The sequence below is a fragment of the Moorena sp. SIO4A1 genome, from assembly GCF_010672065.1.
In the GTDB taxonomy this organism is placed as follows: Bacteria; Cyanobacteriota; Cyanobacteriia; order Cyanobacteriales; family Coleofasciculaceae; genus Moorena.
In genome coordinates this window covers 105243-129574 of sequence record NZ_JAAHHX010000009.1, presented here as the reverse complement: position 1 = coordinate 129574, position 24332 = coordinate 105243, and the positions used below count along the sequence as shown (strand labels likewise).

Genomic DNA, 24332 nt, shown 5'->3' with positions numbered 1-24332 from the left:
AATCGAATCGGAAACTACTGAAATTCAAACTCTCCGACTGACGCCTTGACGCCCTGACACCCTGACCCCCTCAAACTCCCGAAGTTATCGGTGTACCGCTAGCATCCAATAGTGCTCGCTTTGGACCGTGGATTGGGTCTTCCACAATAATTGTCTGGTCACGGCTGGCTCCTAAGGAAACCACAGCAATAGGAACTTTCATCAGTTCTGCCAGGAATTTAAGATAATCCAAGGCTTCGGTGGGTAAATCCTCTAAAGACCGACATTCAGCAGTAGATGTTTGCCAACCGGATAGGGTTTTGTAAACGGGCTGGCATCGGGAAAACACGCTAGTACTGCTAGGAAATTCCCGACTGATTTCACCGTCAATTTCATAGGCGACGCACACCTTAATTTCTTCAAAGGTATCGAGTACATCCAGTTTGGTGATTGCTAGACAGTCAAGACCATTAATCCGAACAGCATAGCGACCAATGACGGCATCAAACCAGCCACAACGGCGGCGGCGACCGGTGGTTGTCCCAAATTCTGATCCTAGCTCACAAAGTAACTCTCCTTCTCGAGTGTGAATCTCTGTGGGAAACGGTCCTTCTCCGACTCTGGTTGTGTAAGCTTTTGCCACACCAATCACCCGATCAATCATTGTCGGTCCTACACCAGCACCCACACAAGCTCCACCAGCAACCGGATTGGAAGAGGTTACATAGGGGTACGTCCCATGATCTAAATCTAGCAGTGTCCCTTGAGCGCCTTCAAACAGAATATTGCGTTTTTGCTCAATCGCCTCATAAATCTTCAAGGAACTATCGACCACATAGGAGCCTAGCCGTTCAGCATACTCCTGGTATTGCTTGATCACAACTGCTGGGTCTAACGGCGGTAGATTATAGAGCTTCTCTAAAATAGCGTTCTTATAATTAATCGTCCAGGTTAACTTTTCTACCAATACTTCCGGATCCATCAGGTCAATGATCCGAATACCAGCACGCTCTGATTTATCCGCATAGGTCGGACCAATGCCACGACCAGTGGTACCAATTTTCTGCCTACCCCGGCGCTCTTCCGATGCTTGGTCAATCAATCGATGATAAGGCATCGTGACATGGGCTATGTCTGAAATCAGCAGATTTTTAGTGGAAATGCCCAGTGCTTCAAGTTGGTCAAGTTCGGCAATTAAAACTTCTGGGTCAATAACTGTACCGGAACCAATAATACACTCTGTATCCGGATACAAAATTCCAGAAGGAATCAGATGCAGTTTGAACGTTTGACCTTGAACAACAACCGTATGCCCAGCATTGACGCCCCCCTGGTAACGGACGACTACATCTGCTGAACGACTCAGCAGATCTGTTATTTTGCCTTTTCCTTCATCGCCCCACTGGGCACCAATTACAACAACGTTAGCCAAGGGTTTATTTTGAATGCTAAAGTTTATCCACCTGATAATTATGAACAGTGGTTGTGACTGCTGTCAACTTTACTGTTGCTGATCTACGCAGAAACTGGAGGAACGAGAGGAACGATAGTAACATAAGTTAGTCTTGACGTAGAATCGCCACTCCAATCTCTTTTAGACTTTACCTATGTACTCTTATCAGTCATTTTTAACAAAAAACTACTTCTACAATGAAAATTTTGTTAGTGGAAGATGATATTCTCCTTGCTGAAAATTTATCCGAAGCCCTCACCAACCAACGTTACGTGGTTGATCTGGTTACCAATGGGGAAGTTGCTTGCCAGCAATCCCAAATGCTTGATTATGACTTGATGGTGCTAGATCTGACTCTGCCCAAGCTTGATGGCTTTGGTGTTTGTCGAAAATTGCGAGCCCAAGGCAATCAAATCCCGATTCTAATGTTGACGGGTCGCGATAACACTAATGATAAAGTCAAGGGTCTAGATGCAGGGGCTGATGATTATCTAGTTAAGCCAGTTGACTTACCAGAATTATTCGCTCGGATTCGGGCTCTGCTGCGCCGAGGTCAATCTATCGCACCACCAGTACTTCAGTGGGGCGATTTGCGTCTTGACCCGAGTACCTATGAAGTAAGCTATGAGCACCAACTTATCCACTTTACCCGTAAGGAGTATAGTTTACTCGAATTTTTCCTGCGCAACGGTCGGCGGGTACTGACTCGTAGTGTAATTATCGAGCACGTCTGGTCTTTTGAAAACCCTCCCGAAGAGGAGACGGTCAACGCTTACATCAAAAGTTTGAGGCGCAAACTGAGATTAGCTGGCGCACCCAGAGATTTGATTGAAACCGTTCACAGTGTGGGATATCGCCTTAAACAGTTAACTCCTGAACCAGTTAAACAGTTAACTCCTGAACCAGAGGAGTAACAGTAATGATTTTTTCCTCTGGCTTGAGTTGGGCAATGGGATCGCCTGTGCCATCTTTTCCCCAAATCGGAACCGATTCCATTGCTAAACGCTTACCGCCAACGGAAGTGACTACCATGACCTCATTGGCGATGGAATCGGTGACCATGCTGACCAAAGCATCTTTAGCGGTCTTAAACTGTAGCGCTTGAGTTCCCAGGTCTCCCCGATTAGCCAACCTGATCGCCTGCGCGGGGAGGCGCTTTCCATACCCCTGCTCAGACACCAGTAAGAGGTTTTCCTCTTCCCCTAAAACAACACAGCCAACCAGCTTTTCTTTACCCTTTAGCCGCAAGGCTTGATTTCCTTGAGCACTGCGTCCCATAATCGGTAACTGTTTGTCATTAATCTCAAAGCGCAACAGCCGTCCATTGCTGGTTGCTACCACCACTTGTGTAGCTGTAGTAGTAGATAGGTTAGCATACTGTAGCTGATCCTCATTTCTGAACTTGGTAAGCAACATACCACGGTTCGTTAGTTTGGTCAACTCAGACACTGATACACGCTTAATTTTACCTTGGTGAGTCAGCAAAACTAGGGTGAAGTTTTCTAAGTCATCTGGCACCCTAAAGTGAGCCACAACTGTTTCTGATTGAACCGAAGTTGGCAGCAACTTTACCAAGGGAATGCCCTGCTTGCGTCCAGCTGCTGGTGGAATATCTCTAATTTTGACTGGGTAGGCTTTGCCAGAAGCAGTGATTACCATTAATTCTTGTGTAGTGAGCGACAGCTGAGCCTCAACTACAAAGTCCTCCCCTTGTTTAATTGACTTCGGTAATTTTGGCTGTGTTGTGGCACTTTGCCGCTGTATATACCCTTGGTAGGTAAATTCTAGAAGTGTTTGTTCTGGCTCAGTTGGAGCATTAGGTAGGGTATCAGGAGTTTTTTGGGGTTGAGCAGATTTCTTACTCTTGTGTTGAGGAGCTATCGGTTGTTCTTGCTGTTCTTCAGTGGAAGCAATAGAGTTGATTAGGGTACGGCGAGGATCACCGTACTTCCGTTTAAGCGATCGCAAATCTTTCTTCAGGGCTTTGAGCAATTCCCGCCGATCATTGAGTAATTGTTGCAGCTGTTCCAGGCGCTGGGAAAGTTCCTCACGCTCGGTCTCTAACTTTTCTCGTTCTAAGCCAGTTAGCCGTCGCATGGGCATGGCCAGAATTGCGTCAGCCTGGATTTCACTTAAGTTTAACTGGTTTTGCAGGGAAAGCTTAGCGGTGGTACCATCAGGAGCATTTCTGAGAATGTCAATCATGGCATCCAGCTGATTGAGGCTAGCCAGTAACCCGTCTACCAGGTGAAGACGTCTTTCTTTCTGGGACTGCTCATAGGTATATTGGCGGGTTAGAGTCTGTTCTCGGAAGCTAATAAATGATTCTAACAACTGCCGCAGGGTAAGTTGTCGGGGTTGTCCATCTACCAAGGTCAGCAGGATAGCACCAAAGTTTGTTTGCAGGGGAGTTTGCTTATACAACTGCTGGAGAACCACTGATGGCTGAGCATCTCGTTTGAGTTCCACCACCACCCGCATCCCTTCGCGATCGCTTTCATCTCGGATATCGCTAATCCCTTCTATACGCCCTTGATTGACCAAAGCTGCCACTTTTTCAATCCAGGCGGCTTTATGGACCTGATAGGGCAACTCACTCACTACAATTGCCCTGCGTTGCCCCCGTTTCCCTCGACCGACTTGAATGGTTTCAAGCTTGGTGATGCCTCGAATGGGTATACTGCCACGACCGGTAGTATAGGCATCCCGAATCCCCTCAGCTGCCACAATTTCCCCCCCAGTGGGAAAATCGGGTCCGGGAATTAATTTCCAGAGTTTTTCATCTGCTAAATCGGGACGGTCAATCAGAGCAATCAAGCCATCTACTATCTCTACCAAATTGTGAGGAGGAATATTGGTTGCCATGCCCACAGCAATGCCAGAGCAACCATTGAGCAACAAGATTGGTAATTGTGCCGGGAGTACCACTGGCTCTTGCTGGGAGCTATCAAAGTTGTCGATAAAATCAACCGTTGCTTCCCCAATTTCTGACAATAGGGCTTGAGCGCCCACGGGAGAAAGTCGGGTTTCAGTGTAACGCATGGCTGCTGGTGGATCATTATCCACCGAACCAAAATTGCCATGACCGTCCAGGAGGGGATAGCGGGTGGAAAAGTCCTGGACTAACCGCACCATCGCTTCATACACCGCTTGGTCACCGTGGGGGTGATATTTACCCAACACATCCCCAACCACACGAGCACATTTCCGGTATGGTCGATCTGGGGTTAACCCTAATTCGTGCATCGCATATAGGATACGTCGATGTACGGGCTTAAGCCCATCACGGACATCAGGTAAAGCACGCCCCACAATCACACTCATGGCATATTCAAGATATGACCGTTGCATCTCCAAATGTAGGGCTGTGGGAATGACATTACTGTTTCCCATTAGGTTCAGCTGTTTTGCCATCAAAAATCCTCCAAGGAATTGACCACAGGGTGTTGGGGTTTAGGGTATAGGGAAATTGCACGCTCGTTAAGGCTACGGTACTCGAAAAGATCGCAAAGATCAGCACAAGAGAATTTCTTCTTGAGCTATCAGCTATCAGCTATCAGCTATCAGCTCTCAGCTCTCAGCTCTCAGCTCTCAGCTATCAGCTCTCAGCTATCAGCTATCAGCTCTCAGCTCTCAGCTATTGAATAAAATAAGCTGACGGCTGACGGCTGAATGCTTACATAAAATCTGAGCATCTGGTTCCAAAGCCGATTTCCCGCCTTAAGATAGTGGTGGGTTTTGCCAAGCATAACTATGGGCACGACTCAAAGAAATAGGCTCAAGGAAAACCCAGCCAGAAGCTTCGCTTCTAACAAGTCGTTGTGCCCACTGTCCCCAAGACACTATAATCTAGGTTTGGATGCAGTTAGGGAAGGCTTTTTCCTGGAGCGTCAGCTTGCCTGGTAAAAAGCCGCCTATCACCTGTATCAGTCCCATGAACATTACTAGTTAGCTAAGCATTTGGGGAAAGTAGACTTGAGAAGATGACATCTTGCATTTGAAATAGCAACATGACCGATTCCCTGTCAAACTTATGATCAAATGACACTTTTGCCAAAAATGACACTCTTGATCCAAGACCCATGAAAACCGTTCTGATTGTCGAAGATGATCCGATTAATGCTCGTGTTTTTTCCAAGATTCTCAGTAAGCGGGGCGGTTTGAATGTAAAGCATACTGAAGATGTAGAAGAAGTAATGCAGATAGCCCAAGCTGGGGAGGCAGACATTATCTTGATGGATGTTTCCCTAGCTCATAGTGTTTATCAGGGTAAATCAGTAGACGGCATTAAGATTACCCAAATGCTTAAGGCTGATGCTGAAACGTCCCAACTGCCGATTATTCTGGTCACTGCTCATGCGATGGAAGGGGATCGAGAAAACTTCCTTAAGCAAAGTGGTGCCGATGACTACATCTCCAAACCTGTTGTTGACCATCAACAGTTTGTTAATCAGATCATCGCTCTATTGCCCCAGGACAATTAAATTCCTTTCTTGAAAATTGCCAATCTTAAACCACCCCCCTTGAGATGATTGCCCATATTTGGTTGCGATCCCTCCCCTATTGGCAATTGATGGAGATCAAGCACTGTTTTTAGGAGTCACCCATGACAGGTGGAGTTGGGCTGCTTAGGGTAGACCTTGACTCTGGATAATGGTGGCTTGGATTCTGGGATTTTCCAGAAACTTTTCGGTTTCAGAAAGCAGGCGCTTACCCCACAGGTTTTCCTTAAGAAACTCTAAGTTAGCATAGCGGCTATCTAGGCGGATTGCCGCTTCTCCCATTAATAGTGCCTTTTCGATATCCCCTTGGGCATACAGAGCCACAGCGATCGCAAGTTGAGGTTCTGCGGCCTCTTTATCAATCCCTATCGCTGCTTCCCATTGTTTAATGGCACTCTCCACATCCCCTTGTTCATAGTTCACCAACCCAATGTTGTTGATGGCTGGCCAAAAGTTTTTGTCTTGGGCAACAGCTTTGTTGTAAGCATCGATGGCTTCAGTATACTGATTCAGCATATAGTAAGAGTTACCCAAGTCAAACAGGGCTTCTGGCACATCGGGCTTGAGTTTTAAACCCGCTTTCAACTGAGCGATCGCTTTTCTATATTCAGTTTTTTGAAAATAGGCTGACCCCAAGGTGAACAGCACTCCAGCCTCTTCTGGTGCCAGAGAGAAAGACTTTTGCAAGGCTTCAATGCCTTGATCCAACTCCTGGGACTGTACGTACAACGTTCCCAAGATAAACCAGGTTTGATAGATGTTGGGGGCAAGTTGAGTGGCTAACTTGGCCTTAGGCAGGGCCAGGTCGTATTGTTGAAAGCGGACTAACTGAATGGCCTCCTGAGCCAGAGTTAAGCCCTGCTGTTCGAGTTCCTCTGAATCCAATTTTAGGGTATAGGGAATGAGTGCTTGTCCAGCAACTGGTGCTGACCAACTCATCAAACCCATCAGAACAAGAATAGATAGTAATGGAATAGATTTAGGCACGGTACAGCCTCAAAGAACAATTAGCTTAATGTGAATCTACAGGTTAGGCAACTACTGAGAGTAATCCCGGAAGGGTATAGCTCTAGCTTTACTCATCACGATAGGACTTTCCTGCTTCATCTGTCATCCTAGAGGATCCGAGCAAGGGACGTGTGGGGGGGTCGGGAGTCGGGAGTCGGGAGTCGGGAGTCGGGAGTCGGGGGAGTAGGTTGATTTGGGTGGAACAGGCAAGATGCCTATTCCACTAAGATGCCCATTCCACTAAGATGCTCATTTCACCAAGATGCCCATTTCACAAAACTATTCAAATCATCCCGCATTTAGGCAATGCCCAATTTTGCCATTGCTGAATCAAAGAAGGAAATTCTTTCAGCAAAGTTTTTAAGTATAAATACTTGTTGTTGCAGTTAACCAGTGATGCCACATCACTTTTCTAGAGGAAATATTAAAATAGATTTGTTGGGTCAGGGATAATATAGCGCGTTCATCGGACTTATGAGGTACAGTCTTTTTTTACGCTGATTACCTTAAAAGCCTATTGCCTTCAAACCATCAGCTTTGTAACTCACCCAAATAACAATTGCTATATGAGCGAAGATAGTATTCCAAAGCGCTTCCGAAAAAAAATCCAACAAGCCAGGGAAAAAAACCTTGAAATACTAAATTTGAGTAATTTTTATTGCTTACTCAAACTGACCAATATTCCAGAGGAAGTTTTTGAAATAAAACCAATTAAAGTCTTAAATTTAAGCTATAACGAAATAAATAATATTCCAGAATCTCTTGGGAATCTATCCAATTTAAACAGGCTAGATTTAGCGGATAATCAACTAACCAACCTCCCGGAATCTCTTGGTAATCTATCCAATTTAACGGAGCTAAATTTAGGGAATAATCAACTAACCAACCTCCCGGAATCTCTTGGTAATCTATCCAATTTAACCAGTCTAACTTTAGGGAATAATCAACTAACCAACCTCCCGGAGTCTCTTGGTAATCTCTCCAATTTAACCAGGTTCAATTTATGGTTTAATCAACTAACCAAGCTGCCGGAATTTCTTGGTAATTTTCAAAAGTTAACCAGGTTATATTTATCGAGTAATCAACTAACCAACCTGCCGGAATCTCTTGGGAATCTATCCAATTTAACCGAACTATATTTAAGGAATAATCAACTAACCAAACTGCCGGAATCTCTTGGGAATCTATCCAATTTAACCGAGCTAGATTTAGCATATAATCAACTAACCAAACTGCCAGACTCTCTTGGAAATCTCTCCAATTTAACCACGCTATATTTATCGGGCAATCAACTAACCAAACTGCCAGACTCTCTTGGAAATCTCTCCAATTTAACCACGCTATATTTATCGGGTAATCCCCTGGTTGTGCCACCACCAGAAGTTGTCAGTAAAGGGGTAGATGCCATTAAACAATATTTGCGGCAATTAAGGGAAGAAGGAGAAGCTTATATCTATGAAGCTAAGTTGTTGATTGTCGGTGAGCCAGGAGCAGGTAAAACCAGTTTAGCTCAAAAAATTCAAGACCCCCAATACCAACTCCAAGAAACTGAATTGTCTACGGAAGGAATTGATGTTATTAAATGGAGTTTCCCTCTAGATCAGGAACGAGACTTTAAAATCAATATTTGGGATTTTGGCGGCCAAGAAATTTATCATGCTACCCATCAGTTTTTTTTAAGTAAACGTTCTCTCTATACTTTAGTGGCGGATAGTCGGAAAGAAGATACGGATTTTTATTATTGGCTCAATAGTGTAGAACAATTTAGTGACAATAGCCCCCTGTTGATTATTAAAAACGAGAAACAAGACCGCCAAAGGGAAATTAACGAAAGCGCTTTGCGAGGACAATTTACCAATCTCGAAAAAACTCTGGCTACTAACCTCGAAACTAACCGAGGCTTAGCAGAGATTATCACTGCTATTCAATATCACATTCAAAATTTACCTCACGTGGGACAACCATTACCGAAAACTTGGGTAAATGTTCGTCAAGCCTTAGAAAACGATTCCCGGGATTATATATCTCTTCAGGAATATCTAGATATCTGTGAAACCAATGGATTTACTCAACGGGAAGATGCATTACAGTTAAGCGGATATCTCCATGATTTAGGCATATGTCTTCATTTCCAGCAGCAAGAAGATTCGTTGTTATATAAAATAGTCATTCTTAAACCAGAATGGGCGACCGATGCAGTTTACAAAGTGCTAGATAATCATGACGTTATTAATAACAAAGGAAAGTTTACCCGCAAGGATTTAAAACGTATTTGGAAAGACGACAAGTATGCCTCTAGCAGAGGAGAATTACTAGAACTAATGAAGAAATTCCAACTTTGCTATGAAATTCCTGATTGCAAAGATACCTTTATCGCCCCTCAACTCCTCAGCGATAACCAACCAGACTATAACTGGCATGAATCTCACAATCTGATTTTACGCTACGATTATCATGATTTTATGCCCAAGGGTATTCTCACTCGGCTTATTGTGGTGATGCACCAGTATATTGACCGACACAAATACGTTTGGAAAAGTGGCGTCATCTTAACTAAGGACAAAACCAAAGCGGAAGTGATTGAATATTACGCTAAACGGGAGATTAAGATTAGGGTTGCTGGTAGAGATAAGCGGGGATTATTAACCATAGTTGCTTACGAACTAGATAGAATACATGATTCTTATAAGCGCTTGAAGTACAGTAAGTTAATACCTTGTAATTGTCATAAGTGTAAAGACAGTCAGTCGCCACACTCTTATCCCTTTCAAACATTGCTAAAATTTATAGCAGATAAGCAATACACCATTCAATGTCAAGAAAGCTATCAGATGGTGAATGTTTTGAGTTTACTTGATGATATAATAGGTTTGAACAAGTTAGTATCTAACGAGCAACAAGATAGTAATCAATCAATTCAGTTTAAAGGCGATATTCAAAAATTAGTATTGCTATTATCAAAACAAGGTAATATTTCTGGAGATTTTTCTGAACTAATGGCTAATATCAACGATAAAAGTCAAAATATAAATATATCGGATAACGCTACAGTAAAAGATAGTTTTGCTGTAGCGTTTAACTTAGGTGAGATTAGTGGTAAGGTTACCAATACTATCAACCAGTTACCTAGCTTTGATACTGAGTCTGAGTCTGATAAAAAACAACTGAAGGAATTACTCAGTCAACTGCAAAGCGCAGTCTTAGCAGAAGATTTGGATGACGAAGACAAAGAAGAAGCCCTAGAACAAATTGAAGACATCGCTTCTTCTTTAACTAATTCCGAAGATAGTGCTGTGAAGAAAATAGCCAACAAGGCTATGAAAATGCTAATCAGAATTGCTGGTGCTTTGTCTCCTACTGCTAATATGGTTACTATATGTAAGGAATTACCAGACTTGATTAGTAAGATATTTTGAGAAAAAGGCAATACTAGGGCGTGTCTTCTTGCCTCGGAGATCCCCCGTTGGTCCCCCTTAAAAAAGGGGGACTTTGAGTATGGCTCCCCCCTTTTTTAAGGGGGGCTGGGGCAGGGCTGTTTCATTCCCTCAGAAAGCCCATATACTAAGAGAATGTGGTAAGATAATTAAAAAAATGAGCTCTTCTTTGATTGAAAGACTCGGTGAAGTCAGGGATTTTCGTACAACTGACGGAAGACGACATCCATTGTGGGTGGTACTACTAATAGTGATCATGGGAACCATGAGTGGATACTTGGGTTACCGTGCCCTGGGAGATTTCGCACAACGTCACCGAGAAGATTTAATCGAAGCCTTAAAAATACCAAAAGGGCGTGTGCCATCTTACTCCACCATACGTCGTGTCATGATGGGTATAGATTTTGATAACTTTGCCAAGGTCTTTCAAAGTTGGGCATCAGAGTATATCCAAATCAGTCCTAAACAATGGTTAAGCATTGATGGCAAAAGTATTAGAGGCACAGTGAGAAATAGCAACACGAAATATCAGAATTTTATTTGCGTGGTCTCGGTGTTCACTCATGATCAGGGTTTAGTATTAACTCAAAATCAGTTCGAGAACAAACATGGCAGTGAAATCAGTACAGTTCAAGCTTTGATTAAAACACTTCACTTAGAACAAGCAGTGTTGAGCTTGGATTCTCTACACTGCCAAAAAAAACCTGCGAGTTAATTATCAACAGTGGGAATCATTATGCCATTGCCGTAAAAAATAATCAGCCCAAGCTCTATCAACAGATTCAAGTCAATACACAATCGGCAGCGCCCCTGACAACTCATACCACCATCGAGAAAAAACATGGTCGCCTCACCAAAAGACGTGTCAGTGTGTTTGATGATTTGACTGGTATCACTAACCAATGGACTGGCTTAAAAACCCTGATTAAGGTTGAAAGAACAGGACAGCGAGGTAGACAACCATATGTAATGGTTGCTTACTACATCAGTAGTTTGGTCGCTGATGCTGAGATTTTCGCACAAGGCATTCGTGGACATTGGGGAATTGAAAATCGCTTGCATTGGTCAAAGGATGTGGTTTTTCAAGAAGACCGTTCATCGATCACAGGAGCCCACGCTCCTGCCAATATGTCCATTATTCGTAGCATTGTCATTAATATCCTACGTAGTAACGGTTTTTCATCTATGACTATTGCTCAAAGATTAATTAGCAACAACATCCCCACACTTTTGGCACTTTTGCAATAATTTTGGGAATGAAACAGCCCTGGGGGCTGGGGGGGATCTAAATCTTGCGGAAAACTTTGAAAACACGCCCTAGGCAATAGGCAAGACTAGGCAATAGGCAATAGGCATGCTAGCAATAGGCAATAAGTCTAAAAAGAAAAAAAAATAGCCGTAGACATTATGTCTACGGCTTTTTCAATGCCACAGTAAGTGGATTGAAATTGTCATGTCAGTCAGATCCCAAACCAAACCTGATGTGATCTTATTTTACAAGACCAGGAGCCTTTGCTAGGGGGGAAACCCCCCCAGAAATTTAAAGTGTTATGGCAACAGCCAATACTTCATCATTGTAGTCTTCACTTCTCCTGGAACCTCCGTCGGCTCCATAGGGCTCCACTCGCAAATCTCTGCATAGCCAAAAACATAGAGGGTGTGCATGCTATAGATTACTGCTTTACGAGAGCCTTTGAGAGTGTGCTCAACAGGGTATTTTTTGAGGTTTGGGTTAAATTCTGGTGACATGTTTCAAATATTGAACTCGACGTTATAACTATAATCATAATGATTATAGTTTATGTTGTCAAGGGTTTTACAAAAGTTTTTTTGGGAGTTTTATGGAGAAGTTGCAATGGATTTGAACGTTATAATTAGAGGGATTAAATAGGGAATCGGGAATCGGGAATCGGGAATCGGGAATCGGGAATCGGGAATCGGGAATCGGGAATCGGGAATCGGGAATCGGGAATCGGGAATCGGGAATCGGGAATCGGGAACAGATAAAATGAAGATAGCGTTTATTGAATTTATGTACGCTTATCAAGCTCAAATTCCCCCTTTTTAAGGGGGACCAACGGGGGCTCAGTTTGTACCTCATGGGAAATATAATTGCTATAGTATTTGATTAGTTAAGTAATGAAATTTATGGTTATAATTTTAGATGCCAGATTTATAGCAATTTGCAGATAATTGAATTATAAAAATTTCAACTGAACGATGAATGCTGATAGCTGACGATATCAGGTTAATAAACAAAAGCGATACTCTTTGCTGAGCATCGCTTTTGTTGTTAATCTAATGTTACTTACAGCGTTTTTCAGAACTATCAGGTACACAGGATTTTTTCCCGATTCCCGATTCCCTAACCCCTCCTGGGAGGGGTTAGGGGTGGGTCCCGATTCCCGATTCCCGATTCCCTGTTCCCTTTCCTATAGCTAATAGCTTACGAATCTGAAGGTATTGGTTGGGATTCTAGATACCTCAGAAAAGACATTAACTCATCGTCACTGAGCAGCTGACGCGATCGCTTACCGTAAGTTTGTAGAAGATAGTCTTTCCCCTGTTGAGTTGTCCAACCGAGACGCTTCATTTCTACATTGGTTTTAGTAATGATTTCAGAATGGTCAATAATCGGAAGACTCGATGATCCCATGTCACTGGTGTTAGTCTCCATGGTATGTTGAGAATATGACTGGACTGGAGGATCAGGTTGTGAGGTCTGGTAGCTAATTGGCTCCCTCTTCTTAGGGATGTCAGCTGGCACAGAGGTTTCTACTTCCCTTGAGAAGGAATCATTGCTAAAGTTCCTTGCTGGTTCTACTGATGGGATATTGGCAGCGGTTTCCCTAACCTCTCTAGCTCTTGACTCTGAGAAAGAGTAACTACTGGTGTCACCGGTTCGAGTAGCTTGAGTAAAATGATGATTGGGTTGAGTCTGTTCCTGACTTGCTGAGGTCGAGCCAACATCATAGCGAGGCCATGGTTGCAGCGGCAGATTTACCTCACGCTTTGCTCTGGGATTATCCTTGTTTTGATCAATCCCTTTGGTGCTATCCATGCCTAAAGCAGCTAAGGCTCTAAGTCTGGCTTGATCTTCTGCTAATTCAACGGTTTGGGCAGCAGCTAGACCAGTGACCAAAATGGTATCCTCAACTTTAACGGAGCAACGTACGATGTACTGACCATGGTCAATCGCTAAAAGATCGCTGATCAAGCTGCCTTGAGGATAACGATCTCGGAACTGAGTAAACATAAAACCATTTCCTGCCCAAATCTAAGCATTACATCATAGCATAGCTTGACCCGAGAACTGTAGCAAAGGGAACAGCTGATCTGCGGATCACCGGAACATTTCTTCCCGATTCCGTACTCCCGTTGATGTACAATAAAACATAATATAATAGAACTATCTTTGGTAAGCTGGCGCTAAATCCTTCTGTAGTTCAAGTCTTCAACAGACGTAGGAGAAAGGAATTTCAGTGGTGTTCCTGATCCAGTTGAGCAGCACAGCCAAGCAAAACCAAAGTTTCTTTTTCCCAGGCGCTCTAGGAACAGGAAATCAGAGGGCGGGTACCTCCAAGTTCCCCTCGTTGCCCACACCTACTATGTTCCACAAGAGCTGTTATCTCCTGATGTAGTCCGTTGCCTTTTAGCCTACGCAAGTCAGTATGACGATTCAGCAAATCTGAATTTAGGGCGTAAGCGTGACCAATCGGTTGCCCAATAGGTAGACTAGTAGATATAACTGGGGAATTTGGACACAGTTCCAAGGCTGACCAGACTAAGCTAAGCTTCTCTTTTGCCCCAGGGGCTAAAGCATCGGCAAAGCAAGGGGACTAAGTTACCAGCAAGCTTAATGGTTCCGAGTATTGCAGTGTCTGAACATAAGAGTTCTAACCAAAGAAACTGGGTGGCATTGGACATTCTCACTCTTGCTCTTGGAATCGGTTGCTTCTTATACATAACTGCCTGATTAGTACCCGTTTGATGACAACTTCGCCAACGAAACAATCGTCCTGGGGGCCTCAAACCGTAACTCAAAGAAGGTGCCATGGCGTTTGAATCACTGGCTATTGACCAAGCTCTGACTCAAAAATCCCGCAAGCTTTGTTAGGTGAGTCATTATCCTAAAAAGTTACCCTGACCTTAGTCTTGCTTCGGAACAAAAACAACAGAGTCGGTTAACCAGTTTAGGCAAACCATCAGTGGATACCCTTTCCTGGGAAAGAAACACAAGGGGTGGAACAAGTTCAGCTACCCGGGAATACTGATGCACTATTCTCTGCTGTTGGGGAAGTGTACACCTGGCTTGCCTTTCAATGTTCAGCCGATGACCCGATCGCATCAGGGACTGTCCTACCCTAGCGATCGCATAGTCTTAAGGGCAACAAGCAAAAACCACGATCAGACGAAAAGGATTGTTGGATGGAATTTTCAATCGCTACATTACTTTCTAATTTTACCGATGATAAACTAGTGGCACCCAAAGTCTTAGAAAAAAAACTTGGTTGCCAAGACAAAGACGGTCTCAAAAAACTCCAGATTGCCCTGGATGCACTGGAAAAATTAGGAATTCTGGTCAAAGATCGCGGCAGGTATCGGCGTGTTTATGAAGAAGATGTGGTGGAAGCCAAGCTGCGCTGTTCCAGTAAAGGCTTTTGTTTCGCCATCCAAGAAGTCGAGGGAGCCGATGATATTTACATTCGGGAGAGCAATCTGAGTACTGCCTGGAATGGCGATCGCGTCCTAGTCAAAGTTACCAAAGAAGGTAGCCGACGCCGCTCTCCTGAAGGAGAAGTGCGGTTAATTCTCGAACGGGTAAATCCTTCAGTGCTAGCGCGAGTCAAGGAAATTGGTAATGGTTACCGAGCCTTTCCCCTTGATGACCGACTCTTGTTTGAACTAGATCTTGAACCGGATGAGGAAACCTTAGACAAAGCAGTGGATCATCTGGTTCATGTAGAAGTGCTACGCTACCCCCTCGGACAAAACCCTCCCCTGGGAAAAGTTGCCCGTATTTTAGGAAGTGATGCAGAAGATGCGGCTGACACCGACATTGTCTGTTGCAAGCACGATTTACGCTCTAACTTCCCTGATGAGGTACTTCTAGCCGCTGATAACTTACCGAAAAAGCTGAAAAAATCAGACTATACCCAGCGCCTAGATTTGCGAAAAGTTCTGACCATTACCATTGAAGATAAGCTAGCTAACTCAGAGAAGGTAATTGTAGAAAACGCCTTTACTCTAGAAAAAACCGAAGCAAATCAGTGGCAACTGGGGATACATATTGCTGATGTGGCTTACTTTGTCCCTGACTCTCCCTTGGCTGATGAAGCCAGAAAAAGGGGTACAGCAGTTTATCTGTCCGATCTGATATTGCCTTTACTACCGGAAGCCGTTGCCCAGCTTTGTTCCCTAGTACCAGGTCAAGACCGCTTAACCATGTCGGTACTACTCACTCTAGACGAAGCTGGTAAGGTAGTAGAATATGAGATTCAACCGTCCATAATCCAGGTACACTACCAGCTCACTTATGAGCAGGCTCAGTCCCTTCTGGGGGGACATGAGGAAGCTGACTCAGAATTGGCACCTGTGGTGGACATACTCAAGGAACTGTTTTTTACCTTGAGTCCAGCAGTCAGGGCGCAACGAAAGCAGCGGGGTGCCTTTGACCTAAATTTGTCCCAGATTCCATACCCCTATAAAGATGAAGGAAGAGTGGGGGCTCTGGAGGTTTCTTCAACAGTACCAATGCAGTCGTTGTTGAAGGAATTAGTGATCTTAGCCAATCAAGCAATAGCTACCCATATCCAAGCCCTAGGTTTGCCAGGGATTTACTGTGTCCAGGGGCTACCGGATTGGGATGGGCTTCAGGATTTGATTAGGTTGGGCATGAATCTAGAGCTAGATATGCAGCTTGAGAAAGAAGAAACCATTACCTCTCAAGACTATCAGGGCTTTACCCAGCTATTTTCCAAATCCATAGCACCTAAAGTATTGATCTATTTGTTGTTATCAACCTTAAAACCAACAGGTTATAGTTCAAAACCAGGATCCCACTTTGGTCTAGCATTGGATACTGGGTATACTCACGGAGTATCACCACTGAGGCGCTATGGAGATTTATGGGTACAACAGTTACTGCATTTGGTATTTGAAAAAGGAAGAGACCGTCGTTCTACCCGTTCCAAAGACCGCGTAAATCTCAATCATAGCAGCTGTCAAGGTAATATAAACTGGAATGTTTTACCACCAGAAATTCACCAAGAGTTAGAAAATCAGTTAACTACATTAATTCCCCATCTCAATGACCGTGAAAAGATCACCATGGATGCAGAGATGGATTTACAGGGGTTAAAGAAAGCTGAACAAATGAAAGAGCGTACAGGAGATATCTTCAGCGGTCTAATTACTGGGGTTCAATCCTACGGCTTTTTTGTCGAAATTGAAGACTTGTTAGTAGAAGGATTAGTTCACGTTAGCTCTCTCAAGGATGACTGGTACGAGTATCGCTCCCGTCACGCCTGCCTAGTGGGTCGCAAAAATCGCACTGCCTATCGCTTAGGCGATCGCGTCGAAGTCCAAGTCAAGAGTGTGGATTATTACCGTCAACAAATTGACCTGGTCACCGTAAGTGGCGGTAGTTTTGCTAGTAACGAAGATTTAGAGGAGTAAATTATTAGTGATTGGTTAGTAGGTTACTAGAAGGTTAACTAACCACTAACCACTAACCAATCACTACCAATGAAATCATATTAAGTCCAGTTAATCACTTATAATAGTATTGATGATAATAGGGTTAATTCCCTTTTGTTAATTAACAATTTTAAATTAAAAATTAATAAACAAATGACGAACACCATTCAATGATAAGTATTAAACCGGACATGATTTGACTACTGACTAATGACAATTCCTTTAATTCTTGGTGTCACCGGTGCATCTGGGCTAATCTATGCTGTACGGGCTTTAAAGTATTTACTAGAGGCTGACTATGCTATTGAGCTGGTGGCATCGAAATCTACCTATATGGTTTGGCAGGCAGAGCAAAATATTCGCATGCCTCTAGAACCCGATCTACAAGAACAATTCTGGCGTCAGCAAGCGGCAGTCGATCAGGGAGGCAAACTCATTTGTCATCGGTGGGGGGATGTGGGAGCCAGCATTGCTAGTGGTTCTTTCCGTACTTTAGGAATGGTGATCATGCCCTGTAGTATGAATACCGTAGCGAAAATGGCTGCGGGCTTCAGTACTGACCTGCTGGAGCGTTCAGCAGATGTTCAAATTAAAGAAGGGCGTCAGCTAGTAATCGTACCTCGGGAAACACCCTTTAGTTTAATCCATCTGCGTAACCTGACCAGATTAGCAGAAACAGGAGTTAGAATAGTTCCAGCTATTCCCGCTTGGTACCATAACCCTCAAACCATCGAAGATTTGGTGGATTTTGTGGTAGCTCGTGCTTTAGACCAGTTAGACATTGACTGCATTCCCCTAAAACGGTGGCAGGGGAGAAGTAATGATTCCCTACTATGATAGGTAGGAAATAAAGATATCGGAAAGATGGGGGAAAATAGGGCAGAGTTAAAAGACCGAGTAGTAGGAGGCTAAATCGTCAGAGTTTTCTGCCTTGAGCCGGACATATGCTGATAAATCTTCATCACCCCTCAACCTTTAACCTATAACCTTCAATCCCTTGGTTTATGTTTAGGATTATTATATTCTTATGTTTGGTAATAGGTGGATTGGCACTGTTTGTTGTTGATAATTGGTTGCCAGTGCTACCGTTAGTCTTTCTCGGCATGAAGACACCACCTCTACCTCTAGCCTTGTGGATTGTTGGTGCCATTGGAGCTGGAGTTCTAACTAGCATCAGCCTACGACTCCCCAATTACCTGGCTTGGCGTTACTCTCGTCGAAATTCTGAACCACCAGACGACGAGCCATTATTTTCTGAATATAGCCGTCGTGAAAGTTATCAAACCCAGACGAGGCAGGAGAAAACTCGTGAGCGTCCAGCCTCGAAACAAACGTCAAAAGATGATACAAGCTCGGATTGGGAAGAAAGTAGTAGTCAAGAGTGGGAGTTTGAGGAAGATCAGAATTCAGATCGAGTTTCATCAGGTCGCCAAGGGGTTAAGCAAGATTCGACCTCACACACCACTAAAGGGGATCCCACTAGCTATGACCTGAGCGAAGAACCCGAAAGTAGTGATCAAAGTGGCTCTGTTTATTCCTATAGTTATCGCAAACCTGGTAATTCAGGTGTTGGTAAATCCGAAACAGTTTACGATGCCAAGTATCGAGTAATTAATCCACCTTACAAGAAAGTAGCTAAGCAGCCTGAAGAGGATGAAGAGGACTGGGGGTTTGAGGATGATGAAGACTTTGAATAACCTTACTGACGGTTGATTTTCTTGCTCGTTGGAGAGAGTTTGAGACGGAATTGAATACCCCGTCCTCTTAGGTCGGGGATTAATTTTCCCAGTGTGGTGTTAATATAAGAAATAAGGGTCTCAAAAAAAAACTGGGTATTGACCCTACCAGCTACCGACCGTGCGGGGGAAAGTTACGCCCAGGTCGATAACAGCCAATTAGGTTGTGCCTAAGAATCCCCATTCCGGCGACGGATGGGGAAGTTCAAGACTAGCATAACAATAGCAGCCAAGGCAGTGAAAGGTCACTTCTTGGCTGTCACTGTTAGATAGTTACTCAATAATTATCCATTTGGGTAACATACTCCCACACTGACAAGTACGGTTCAGTGTGTGCTTCTTAGCAACTCCAGCTATTGCGAACGGATACACGGGTTACTTTATTAACGACACAGGATGCCCCGACCCGCCGGAACAATACAATAAGTTCTATTTTTAAGCACGTAGGTGGCGGTTAGCTCTTAATTTATTTTCCCTACTATTATAAACTATTATAAACCCTGTCCGCAATTCATCTGACACTTATGCTGCGCATGTTCGTTGTGAGCCATAAGAGCGGATGAAGCTAATTGTTCATTTGTTCGCGAGATTGCTGTCTCACGCGACCAGTCATAGCGGCTTCTTGTAAGACCATAAAGGCATCCAGATCCGCCAAATCGTACTTTTTATGTTTTTGATGAAGCATCCTGCGTAATTTATCCTCGGCTTCTATGGTAAGATAACCGGTGGTGAGAGCTTGTTTGACAATGTCACGAATTAGCAACATTTACTTTGTTACCCCTACTATAGATGGAGTGACCACTAGTGAAAACCAGTAGATCGGTTCCACTAGTTGATAGTTTTGTGAAACACCGAAATCAGCTGCTTCATCAGGTAGTTGAGCGCCAGGGATTAGAAACTATGCTTTATACATATTTGAGTCTCCCTGGTCTAAAAAATTGAGGATTATTTTACCCTCGTGCCAAGCTTGGACTTTTATTCAGTCCAGAGCCTGACCAGTCTTACGGTGGTCAAACACCGCTTACCCAGTCGGCTTAGGTCTAAGCCTAAGTTTCTGGCTATTTTTCTAATGATGGCGGTTTTAACCGCCTTGTCTTGCTTCCTCCGCCACATAGCCACATGAATTATGACGGTTTCCACGTTCCCGTTGTCTTGATGCAGTCGCAGATGAGCAAAACCACGGCAGTTGCTCATAGGGAGAGGCTGTGTGCTAAGGCTTACCGAAGCACCAAAGTCAGGCCCAGTGGTTACCCCCTTTGGCCTCACTGGCTCCCCAAAACCACGGTACATCGATTTTTTTGGGATGAAGTTTAGATGAAGCTATTGTGGATAATAACATAAATGTGAAAGGCTGTCTCCCAGTGGGAACCCTATAGTGGTACGGTTTATTAAGTGAACTAAGGGTAATCACTGATTAAACTGGAGAGGGCATGCGTGAATGACTTGTTGAAGGGCATCAATGTTTTTCTGATTGGCATGATGGGCGCTGGCAAAACTACTGTTGGAGGTTTACTAGCTAGTGAGCTAGGCTATGGTTTTTGTGATACAGATGCCCTGATTGAGCAAATTGCAGGTAAAACGATTAACCAAATATTTGCTGACGACGGTGAAGAAGTCTTTCGACAGCTGGAGACTCAGGTACTCTCGGAACTATCGGCTTATCAGCAATTGATTGTTGCTACAGGAGGCGGTATTGTAATTAAACCCCAGAATTGGAGTTATCTGCATTATGGTCTGGTGGTCTGGTTGGATGTGCCTGTGGCAATGTTAATCGAACGCTTGCAAGAGGATACCACTCGCCCCTTATTACAGAAACCTGATCCTGCTTTAGAATTGCAGAAAATTCTTGACCAAAGACGGAGTCTTTATGAATTAGCTGACCTTCACATCTGTCAACAATCTGGGCAGACTGCACCAGAGGTGGCTTCACGAGTTATTACAGAGATTCCGAAAGTTCTTAAAAAATCTACACAAAAAAATTAGGGTCGTTTTAGAGCCATTCATTATTGTTGGGATAGGCGTTTGACTGGTTTACCCCCTAATAAGTTATGGGCATCTTCCAGAAAAGCTGGTATTAGATCAGCATGAGGACTTTTACGCAAACATTCCGTCAGGTCTAATTCTCTGACCTGATTGGCTTGGGCCCCAGGAAACCAGTGACCCGCATTAGTTAAAAGGTTGTAGCGCATTTTTGCATACTCAACCAGATCGTACGCGATCGCTAAATTCCTCAACCACAAAATCACTGGAATATTTATACCGCCTGGGGTTTCTGAATGGGTGGGTAAACCAATGTGCCAACTTCGGAACCAGTCTTCTCCCAATTTTGCGATCGCTTCTGACTCCAAACGCTCTAAAATCGGTGGTAATATTTCCTCTGAGTGCTCCAGAAGTTCTACAGCTTTGAGGTGTTCATCAAAATCTGATGGTCGAGATGCGCCTAGACTCAAGGTATGGACCTGGGGATGGCTCAAACAAAACAAATCATTAAACACCATTGGGCTAAGGGGAGCACAAAGTTCCACTAACCGTTGTGGTGGTTTATAGAGCATACCCCCTTTATCGGAAGGGCTAATGATGAACACCCCCATATCGTGACGAGTAGCGGCTTCAATAGCAGGCCAATTTAACTGATTAATGTAATACCAGTGCAGGTTAACGTAGTCAAACTGGTCGGTTTCAATGGTGTTAACAATTACATCTGTAGGACCATGGGTGGAGAAGCCAATAAACCGTACCTTACCCTCTGCTTGAAGCTGTCGCGCCACATCTAAATAACCACCGGGACGGATAGTATCATCTAGCAACTCAGGGGTATTAATCCCATGGATTCCCAGTAGGTCAACATAGTCAAGTTGTAGGAAAGCGAGGGATTGATTAAACTTACGACGAAACTCTTTGGGGTCAGGCTTAGGAGTAACTTTAGTCTGAACAATCAGTTGTTCTCGGGTAAATTTGGGCAAAATCTCTCCTAATTGCATCTCAGAAGTACCATAGCCACGAGCAGTTTCTATGTGATGAATGCCAAGCTCTAGAGAACGGCGGATTGTTGCTTCGACATTCTGTTGATGATCTCGGGGAATTTGCTCCTTGGGAACATCCTGCCACTTGAACTGGTATCGCATACCACCACAGGAAAAGACTGGCATCTGTAACTCTGTACGCCCAAATCTTCGATATTGCATCATAAACGTGCTTTGAATCACCCAGCTGCTAGTGTCTGCTCTTTGTCCATCTAACTACCTTTACATTACTTTACAACGTCAGCATTCAGCCGTCAGTATTCAGCCATCAGCATTCAGCCATCAGCATTCAGCCGTCAGCATTCCGTAACTCAGCATTATTCGAATGCTTACCTGTTGTCTTGATCCAATAGCGAGTGGTTTTGGGTCTGTGTGGGTCACCTGCGTCCGCACCGCTGTTTGCCCCGTGGAAACCACGCCAGTTGCTAATAGGGGGAACCCCCACAGGTCGGCACTGGCTCACGGTCATCTCAAGCACCATTAGCAAGTTCAGGTAACGTGACCTCCCCTGTTCCCTTGCTGCATCGCTGATTCAAAAGCTGACAGCATTAAGCTGACGGCTGAATGCTTACCAGCCTCGAATGTTAAGGCAATCGGATCTAGCGTTTACCAAGCTGGTAAGGTACAATAAGGATACCTCAGATAATTCTGCTCAAGAACCATGAAAGCCTACTCTGTTGATCTTAGACAAAAAATTATTGATGCTTATAATCAAGGCAATATCTCTCAACGTAAGCTTGCTCAACAGTTTAATGTTGCCTTAAGCTTTGTTCAAAAATTACTCAAACAGTATCGAGAAACCGGAAATATTGCTCCCAAAGTTCGAACTAAACAAACTCCGATCAAACTTACCCCAGAGCAATTAGATATTCTACGAGATCTTGTCATCAAAAACAATGATGCTACCTTAGATGAACTCCGGATTTGGTTAGCCGAAGAAACGGGAGTTTTAATTGGTCGTTCCACAGTCGATAGAATGATTAAACGTTTGAATTTAACCCGTAAAAGAAACCATAGACGCCACAAACAAAAATAAATAGGCACAAATAAATTCAAAAATAATCTTTATATAGCACTACGCATTCAGATGTTTGACATTCCTAAACTCCGAAACTCAGTCATAGCTGACTTCTGACTTCTGACTTCTGACTTCTGACTTCTGACTTCTGACTTCTGACTTCTGACTTCTGACTTGGGCGTAGCGCTATATTTCATGGATAATGGGTACTGGGGCAATGGGGAATAGTAATCAGATTAATGATACCCCATTACCTCATCCCAATTACCAAAATTGTAAGCGGTCAGCAGTCAGCGGTCAGCTTAAAATAAACCTCATTTGGGAGAATTTAAAGGTGCGCTTGACCCATTAAGAATTAAATTTGCCACGGGTCGCACTTAATAGTTCGAGATTTTATCGAATTCAAAGTCTCGGTAGTAAGCATGCAGCCGTCAGCTGATAGCTGATAGCACCATCTGTAGCACCATCTGTAGCACCATATGTAGGCCATTAGCTGATAGCTGATAGCTGATAGCTGACTGCTTACCCAAAATTTAGGGACTATTTGATAAGTGATTAACCAGACTTAATCTCAAATATCTTGAGCTGCCCGCTGAATCAGATGACGAGCAACAGTTTGAATCCCAGTATGCTCATAACAATTAGTGCTAGCGTCTAGAAATGCCGCTACATAGTCTAACTTGTCATCAGCAACTTCTATGAAGCCACCCAGACGCTCAAACAGTGACTCAGGGCTTAACCCAGTAGAGGAAATTAAATTATTCATCCAGTCACCAACTTCATCAAAGGTGTTACTGATAAATCCCTGTTTATCGGATTCAGGAATTGAGTCACTGAGGGCTTCAAAGGCAGGATTATCTTCTAGAGCGGACTTCCCTCCTTCTTCCAAGCTATTTCGGACTTTAGAGATGAAGTCAGCACCCAGAGGAATTAGACCATCGATGCAAACTAAGGCTACCATCCGCATCAGAGCTTCCTTATGATAGTTTTCTGTCACAGAAGCAGCAAAATCTACCGGATTAAAGCCAAGGCCGTGAATCTTGCTATGAGCGATCAGTTCTCCGACCAGTTTTATACTCAAATCAAAAGATTGAACGGTGTCAGCTTTGGGAGTCAGTTTGTCTAAGAATGGGATCCAACTCAAAGTATCCCCGACTTTGTCAGCTAAAGCTGCTGCTGCGATCGCTGTGTCAGTATTGTCAAGAGTTTGGTAAATCCAGATAGCTGTTTGGTATCCCTGATCAGGGTCTTCGTACAGCTCAAGTGCGCGGGCACTAATTGACTCAATCACATCTTGATCTGTTTCCCCTGTAACTGCGCTAATTGTATTGTGAAAACCGACGAGATTTTCCCATTCCCCCGGAACAACAAAATCCAGGACATTCAGTACTGTTACGGTTATATTATCCGTTGGAAGTTCGTCAACTAATTCAATAATTGATTGACCCATTTTCAGTTGTTTTAATTATAAACTTCTCTC

General features: G+C 43.8%; 21 protein-coding genes and 1 pseudogene. 10 read left to right on the top strand and 12 right to left on the bottom strand.

Features of this window, described 5'->3' with window-relative positions; all coding sequences use genetic code 11:
• Positions 1-70: 70 nt before the first annotated feature.
• The gene (locus tag F6K53_RS09915; protein WP_293080474.1) at positions 71-1411 is read right to left on the bottom strand and encodes an adenylosuccinate synthase; all 1341 of its coding nucleotides are present in this window, start codon (positions 1409-1411) and stop codon (positions 71-73) included.
• A gap of 218 nt (positions 1412-1629) precedes the next feature.
• On the opposite strand from F6K53_RS09915, the gene F6K53_RS09910 reads away from it, so the two are divergent.
• Positions 1630-2346, top strand: a complete 717-nt coding sequence (locus tag F6K53_RS09910; RefSeq protein WP_293026853.1) for a response regulator transcription factor — start codon at positions 1630-1632, stop codon at positions 2344-2346.
• Here the strand turns inward: F6K53_RS09910 and F6K53_RS09905 are convergent.
• Complete coding sequence (locus F6K53_RS09905) at positions 2315-4846, bottom strand: DNA topoisomerase (ATP-hydrolyzing) (protein ID WP_293070615.1); 2532 nt, start codon at positions 4844-4846, stop codon at positions 2315-2317. The two genes, F6K53_RS09910 and F6K53_RS09905, sit on opposite strands and share 32 nt — an antisense overlap.
• Before the next feature lie 668 nt (positions 4847-5514).
• On the opposite strand from F6K53_RS09905, the gene F6K53_RS09900 reads away from it, so the two are divergent.
• A complete protein-coding gene (locus F6K53_RS09900) occupies positions 5515-5916 on the top strand; it encodes a response regulator (protein ID WP_293026847.1) in 402 nt (133 codons plus the stop codon).
• Positions 5917-6060: 144 nt separating this feature from the next.
• Here F6K53_RS09900 and F6K53_RS09895 read toward each other — a convergent pair whose 3' ends face one another.
• A complete protein-coding gene (locus F6K53_RS09895; RefSeq protein WP_364303745.1) occupies positions 6061-6882 on the bottom strand; it encodes a tetratricopeptide repeat protein in 822 nt (273 codons plus the stop codon).
• A 626-nt stretch (positions 6883-7508) separates the two neighbouring features.
• Between F6K53_RS09895 and F6K53_RS09890 the strand changes: the two genes are divergently transcribed.
• On the top strand, positions 7509-10358 hold the full coding sequence (locus F6K53_RS09890; RefSeq protein ID WP_293070617.1) for a COR domain-containing protein: 2850 nt from the start codon (positions 7509-7511) through the stop codon (positions 10356-10358).
• A gap of 79 nt (positions 10359-10437) precedes the next feature.
• Positions 10438-11624 (top strand): annotated as a pseudogene (locus F6K53_RS45770) (ISAs1 family transposase).
• Positions 11625-11924: 300 nt separating this feature from the next.
• Here F6K53_RS45770 and F6K53_RS09875 read toward each other — a convergent pair.
• Both F6K53_RS09875 and F6K53_RS09870 read right to left on the bottom strand, forming a co-directional pair.
• Positions 11925-12125 (bottom strand): hypothetical protein, encoded by a 201-nt coding sequence (locus F6K53_RS09875; protein ID WP_293019763.1) that lies wholly within the window; start codon positions 12123-12125, stop codon positions 11925-11927.
• A gap of 67 nt (positions 12126-12192) precedes the next feature.
• Entirely contained in the window at positions 12193-12477 is a 285-nt protein-coding gene (locus F6K53_RS09870) for a hypothetical protein (RefSeq protein ID WP_293070619.1), read from the bottom strand.
• 170 nt (positions 12478-12647) lie between these two features.
• Here F6K53_RS09870 and F6K53_RS09865 point away from each other — a divergent pair, with 170 nt between their 5' ends.
• Positions 12648-12818 (top strand): hypothetical protein, encoded by a 171-nt coding sequence (locus tag F6K53_RS09865; RefSeq protein WP_293070621.1) that lies wholly within the window; start codon positions 12648-12650, stop codon positions 12816-12818.
• A gap of 4 nt (positions 12819-12822) precedes the next feature.
• On the opposite strand, the gene F6K53_RS09860 is transcribed toward F6K53_RS09865, so the two are convergent.
• Both F6K53_RS09860 and F6K53_RS09855 read right to left on the bottom strand, forming a co-directional pair.
• A complete protein-coding gene (locus tag F6K53_RS09860) occupies positions 12823-13632 on the bottom strand; it encodes a hypothetical protein (RefSeq protein ID WP_293070623.1) in 810 nt (269 codons plus the stop codon).
• A gap of 292 nt (positions 13633-13924) precedes the next feature.
• On the bottom strand, positions 13925-14149 hold the full coding sequence (locus tag F6K53_RS09855) for a hypothetical protein (protein ID WP_293027050.1): 225 nt from the start codon (positions 14147-14149) through the stop codon (positions 13925-13927).
• Between the two features lie 655 nt (positions 14150-14804).
• On the opposite strand from F6K53_RS09855, the gene F6K53_RS09850 reads away from it, so the two are divergent.
• The 3 genes from F6K53_RS09850 to F6K53_RS09840 all read left to right on the top strand — a co-directional run bounded on the left by F6K53_RS09850 (position 14805) and on the right by F6K53_RS09840 (position 18772).
• Entirely contained in the window at positions 14805-17054 is a 2250-nt protein-coding gene (locus F6K53_RS09850) for a ribonuclease R family protein (RefSeq protein ID WP_293027057.1), read from the top strand.
• A gap of 231 nt (positions 17055-17285) precedes the next feature.
• Entirely contained in the window at positions 17286-17912 is a 627-nt protein-coding gene (locus tag F6K53_RS09845; protein WP_293027061.1) for a flavin prenyltransferase UbiX, read from the top strand.
• Positions 17913-18121: 209 nt separating this feature from the next.
• Positions 18122-18772: a hypothetical protein gene (locus tag F6K53_RS09840; RefSeq protein WP_293027065.1), complete on the top strand. Its 651-nt coding sequence runs from the start codon at positions 18122-18124 to the stop codon at positions 18770-18772.
• A gap of 604 nt (positions 18773-19376) precedes the next feature.
• Here the strand turns inward: F6K53_RS09840 and F6K53_RS09835 are convergent.
• Both F6K53_RS09835 and F6K53_RS09830 read right to left on the bottom strand, forming a co-directional pair.
• A complete protein-coding gene (locus F6K53_RS09835) occupies positions 19377-19577 on the bottom strand; it encodes a hypothetical protein (protein WP_293027068.1) in 201 nt (66 codons plus the stop codon).
• 209 nt (positions 19578-19786) lie between these two features.
• Positions 19787-20101 (bottom strand): hypothetical protein, encoded by a 315-nt coding sequence (locus tag F6K53_RS09830; RefSeq protein WP_293027072.1) that lies wholly within the window; start codon positions 20099-20101, stop codon positions 19787-19789.
• 144 nt (positions 20102-20245) lie between these two features.
• Between F6K53_RS09830 and F6K53_RS09825 the strand changes: the two genes are divergently transcribed.
• Positions 20246-20794 (top strand): shikimate kinase, encoded by a 549-nt coding sequence (locus F6K53_RS09825; RefSeq protein ID WP_293027075.1) that lies wholly within the window; start codon positions 20246-20248, stop codon positions 20792-20794.
• Between the two features lie 20 nt (positions 20795-20814).
• Here the strand turns inward: F6K53_RS09825 and F6K53_RS09820 are convergent, their stop codons facing one another.
• A complete protein-coding gene (locus F6K53_RS09820) occupies positions 20815-21996 on the bottom strand; it encodes an aldo/keto reductase (protein WP_293027105.1) in 1182 nt (393 codons plus the stop codon).
• A gap of 499 nt (positions 21997-22495) precedes the next feature.
• On the opposite strand from F6K53_RS09820, the gene F6K53_RS09815 reads away from it, so the two are divergent.
• Complete coding sequence (locus tag F6K53_RS09815) at positions 22496-22870, top strand: transposase (protein WP_293027078.1); 375 nt, start codon at positions 22496-22498, stop codon at positions 22868-22870.
• A 47-nt stretch (positions 22871-22917) separates the two neighbouring features.
• On the opposite strand, the gene F6K53_RS09810 is transcribed toward F6K53_RS09815, so the two are convergent.
• Both F6K53_RS09810 and F6K53_RS09805 read right to left on the bottom strand, forming a co-directional pair.
• Positions 22918-23070 carry a hypothetical protein gene (locus F6K53_RS09810; protein ID WP_293027081.1) on the bottom strand — a complete coding sequence of 51 codons (153 nt, stop codon included), beginning with the start codon at positions 23068-23070 and terminating at the stop codon, positions 22918-22920.
• Between the two features lie 353 nt (positions 23071-23423).
• A complete protein-coding gene (locus F6K53_RS09805) occupies positions 23424-24302 on the bottom strand; it encodes a hypothetical protein (protein WP_293027084.1) in 879 nt (292 codons plus the stop codon).
• Positions 24303-24332 lie beyond the last annotated feature (30 nt).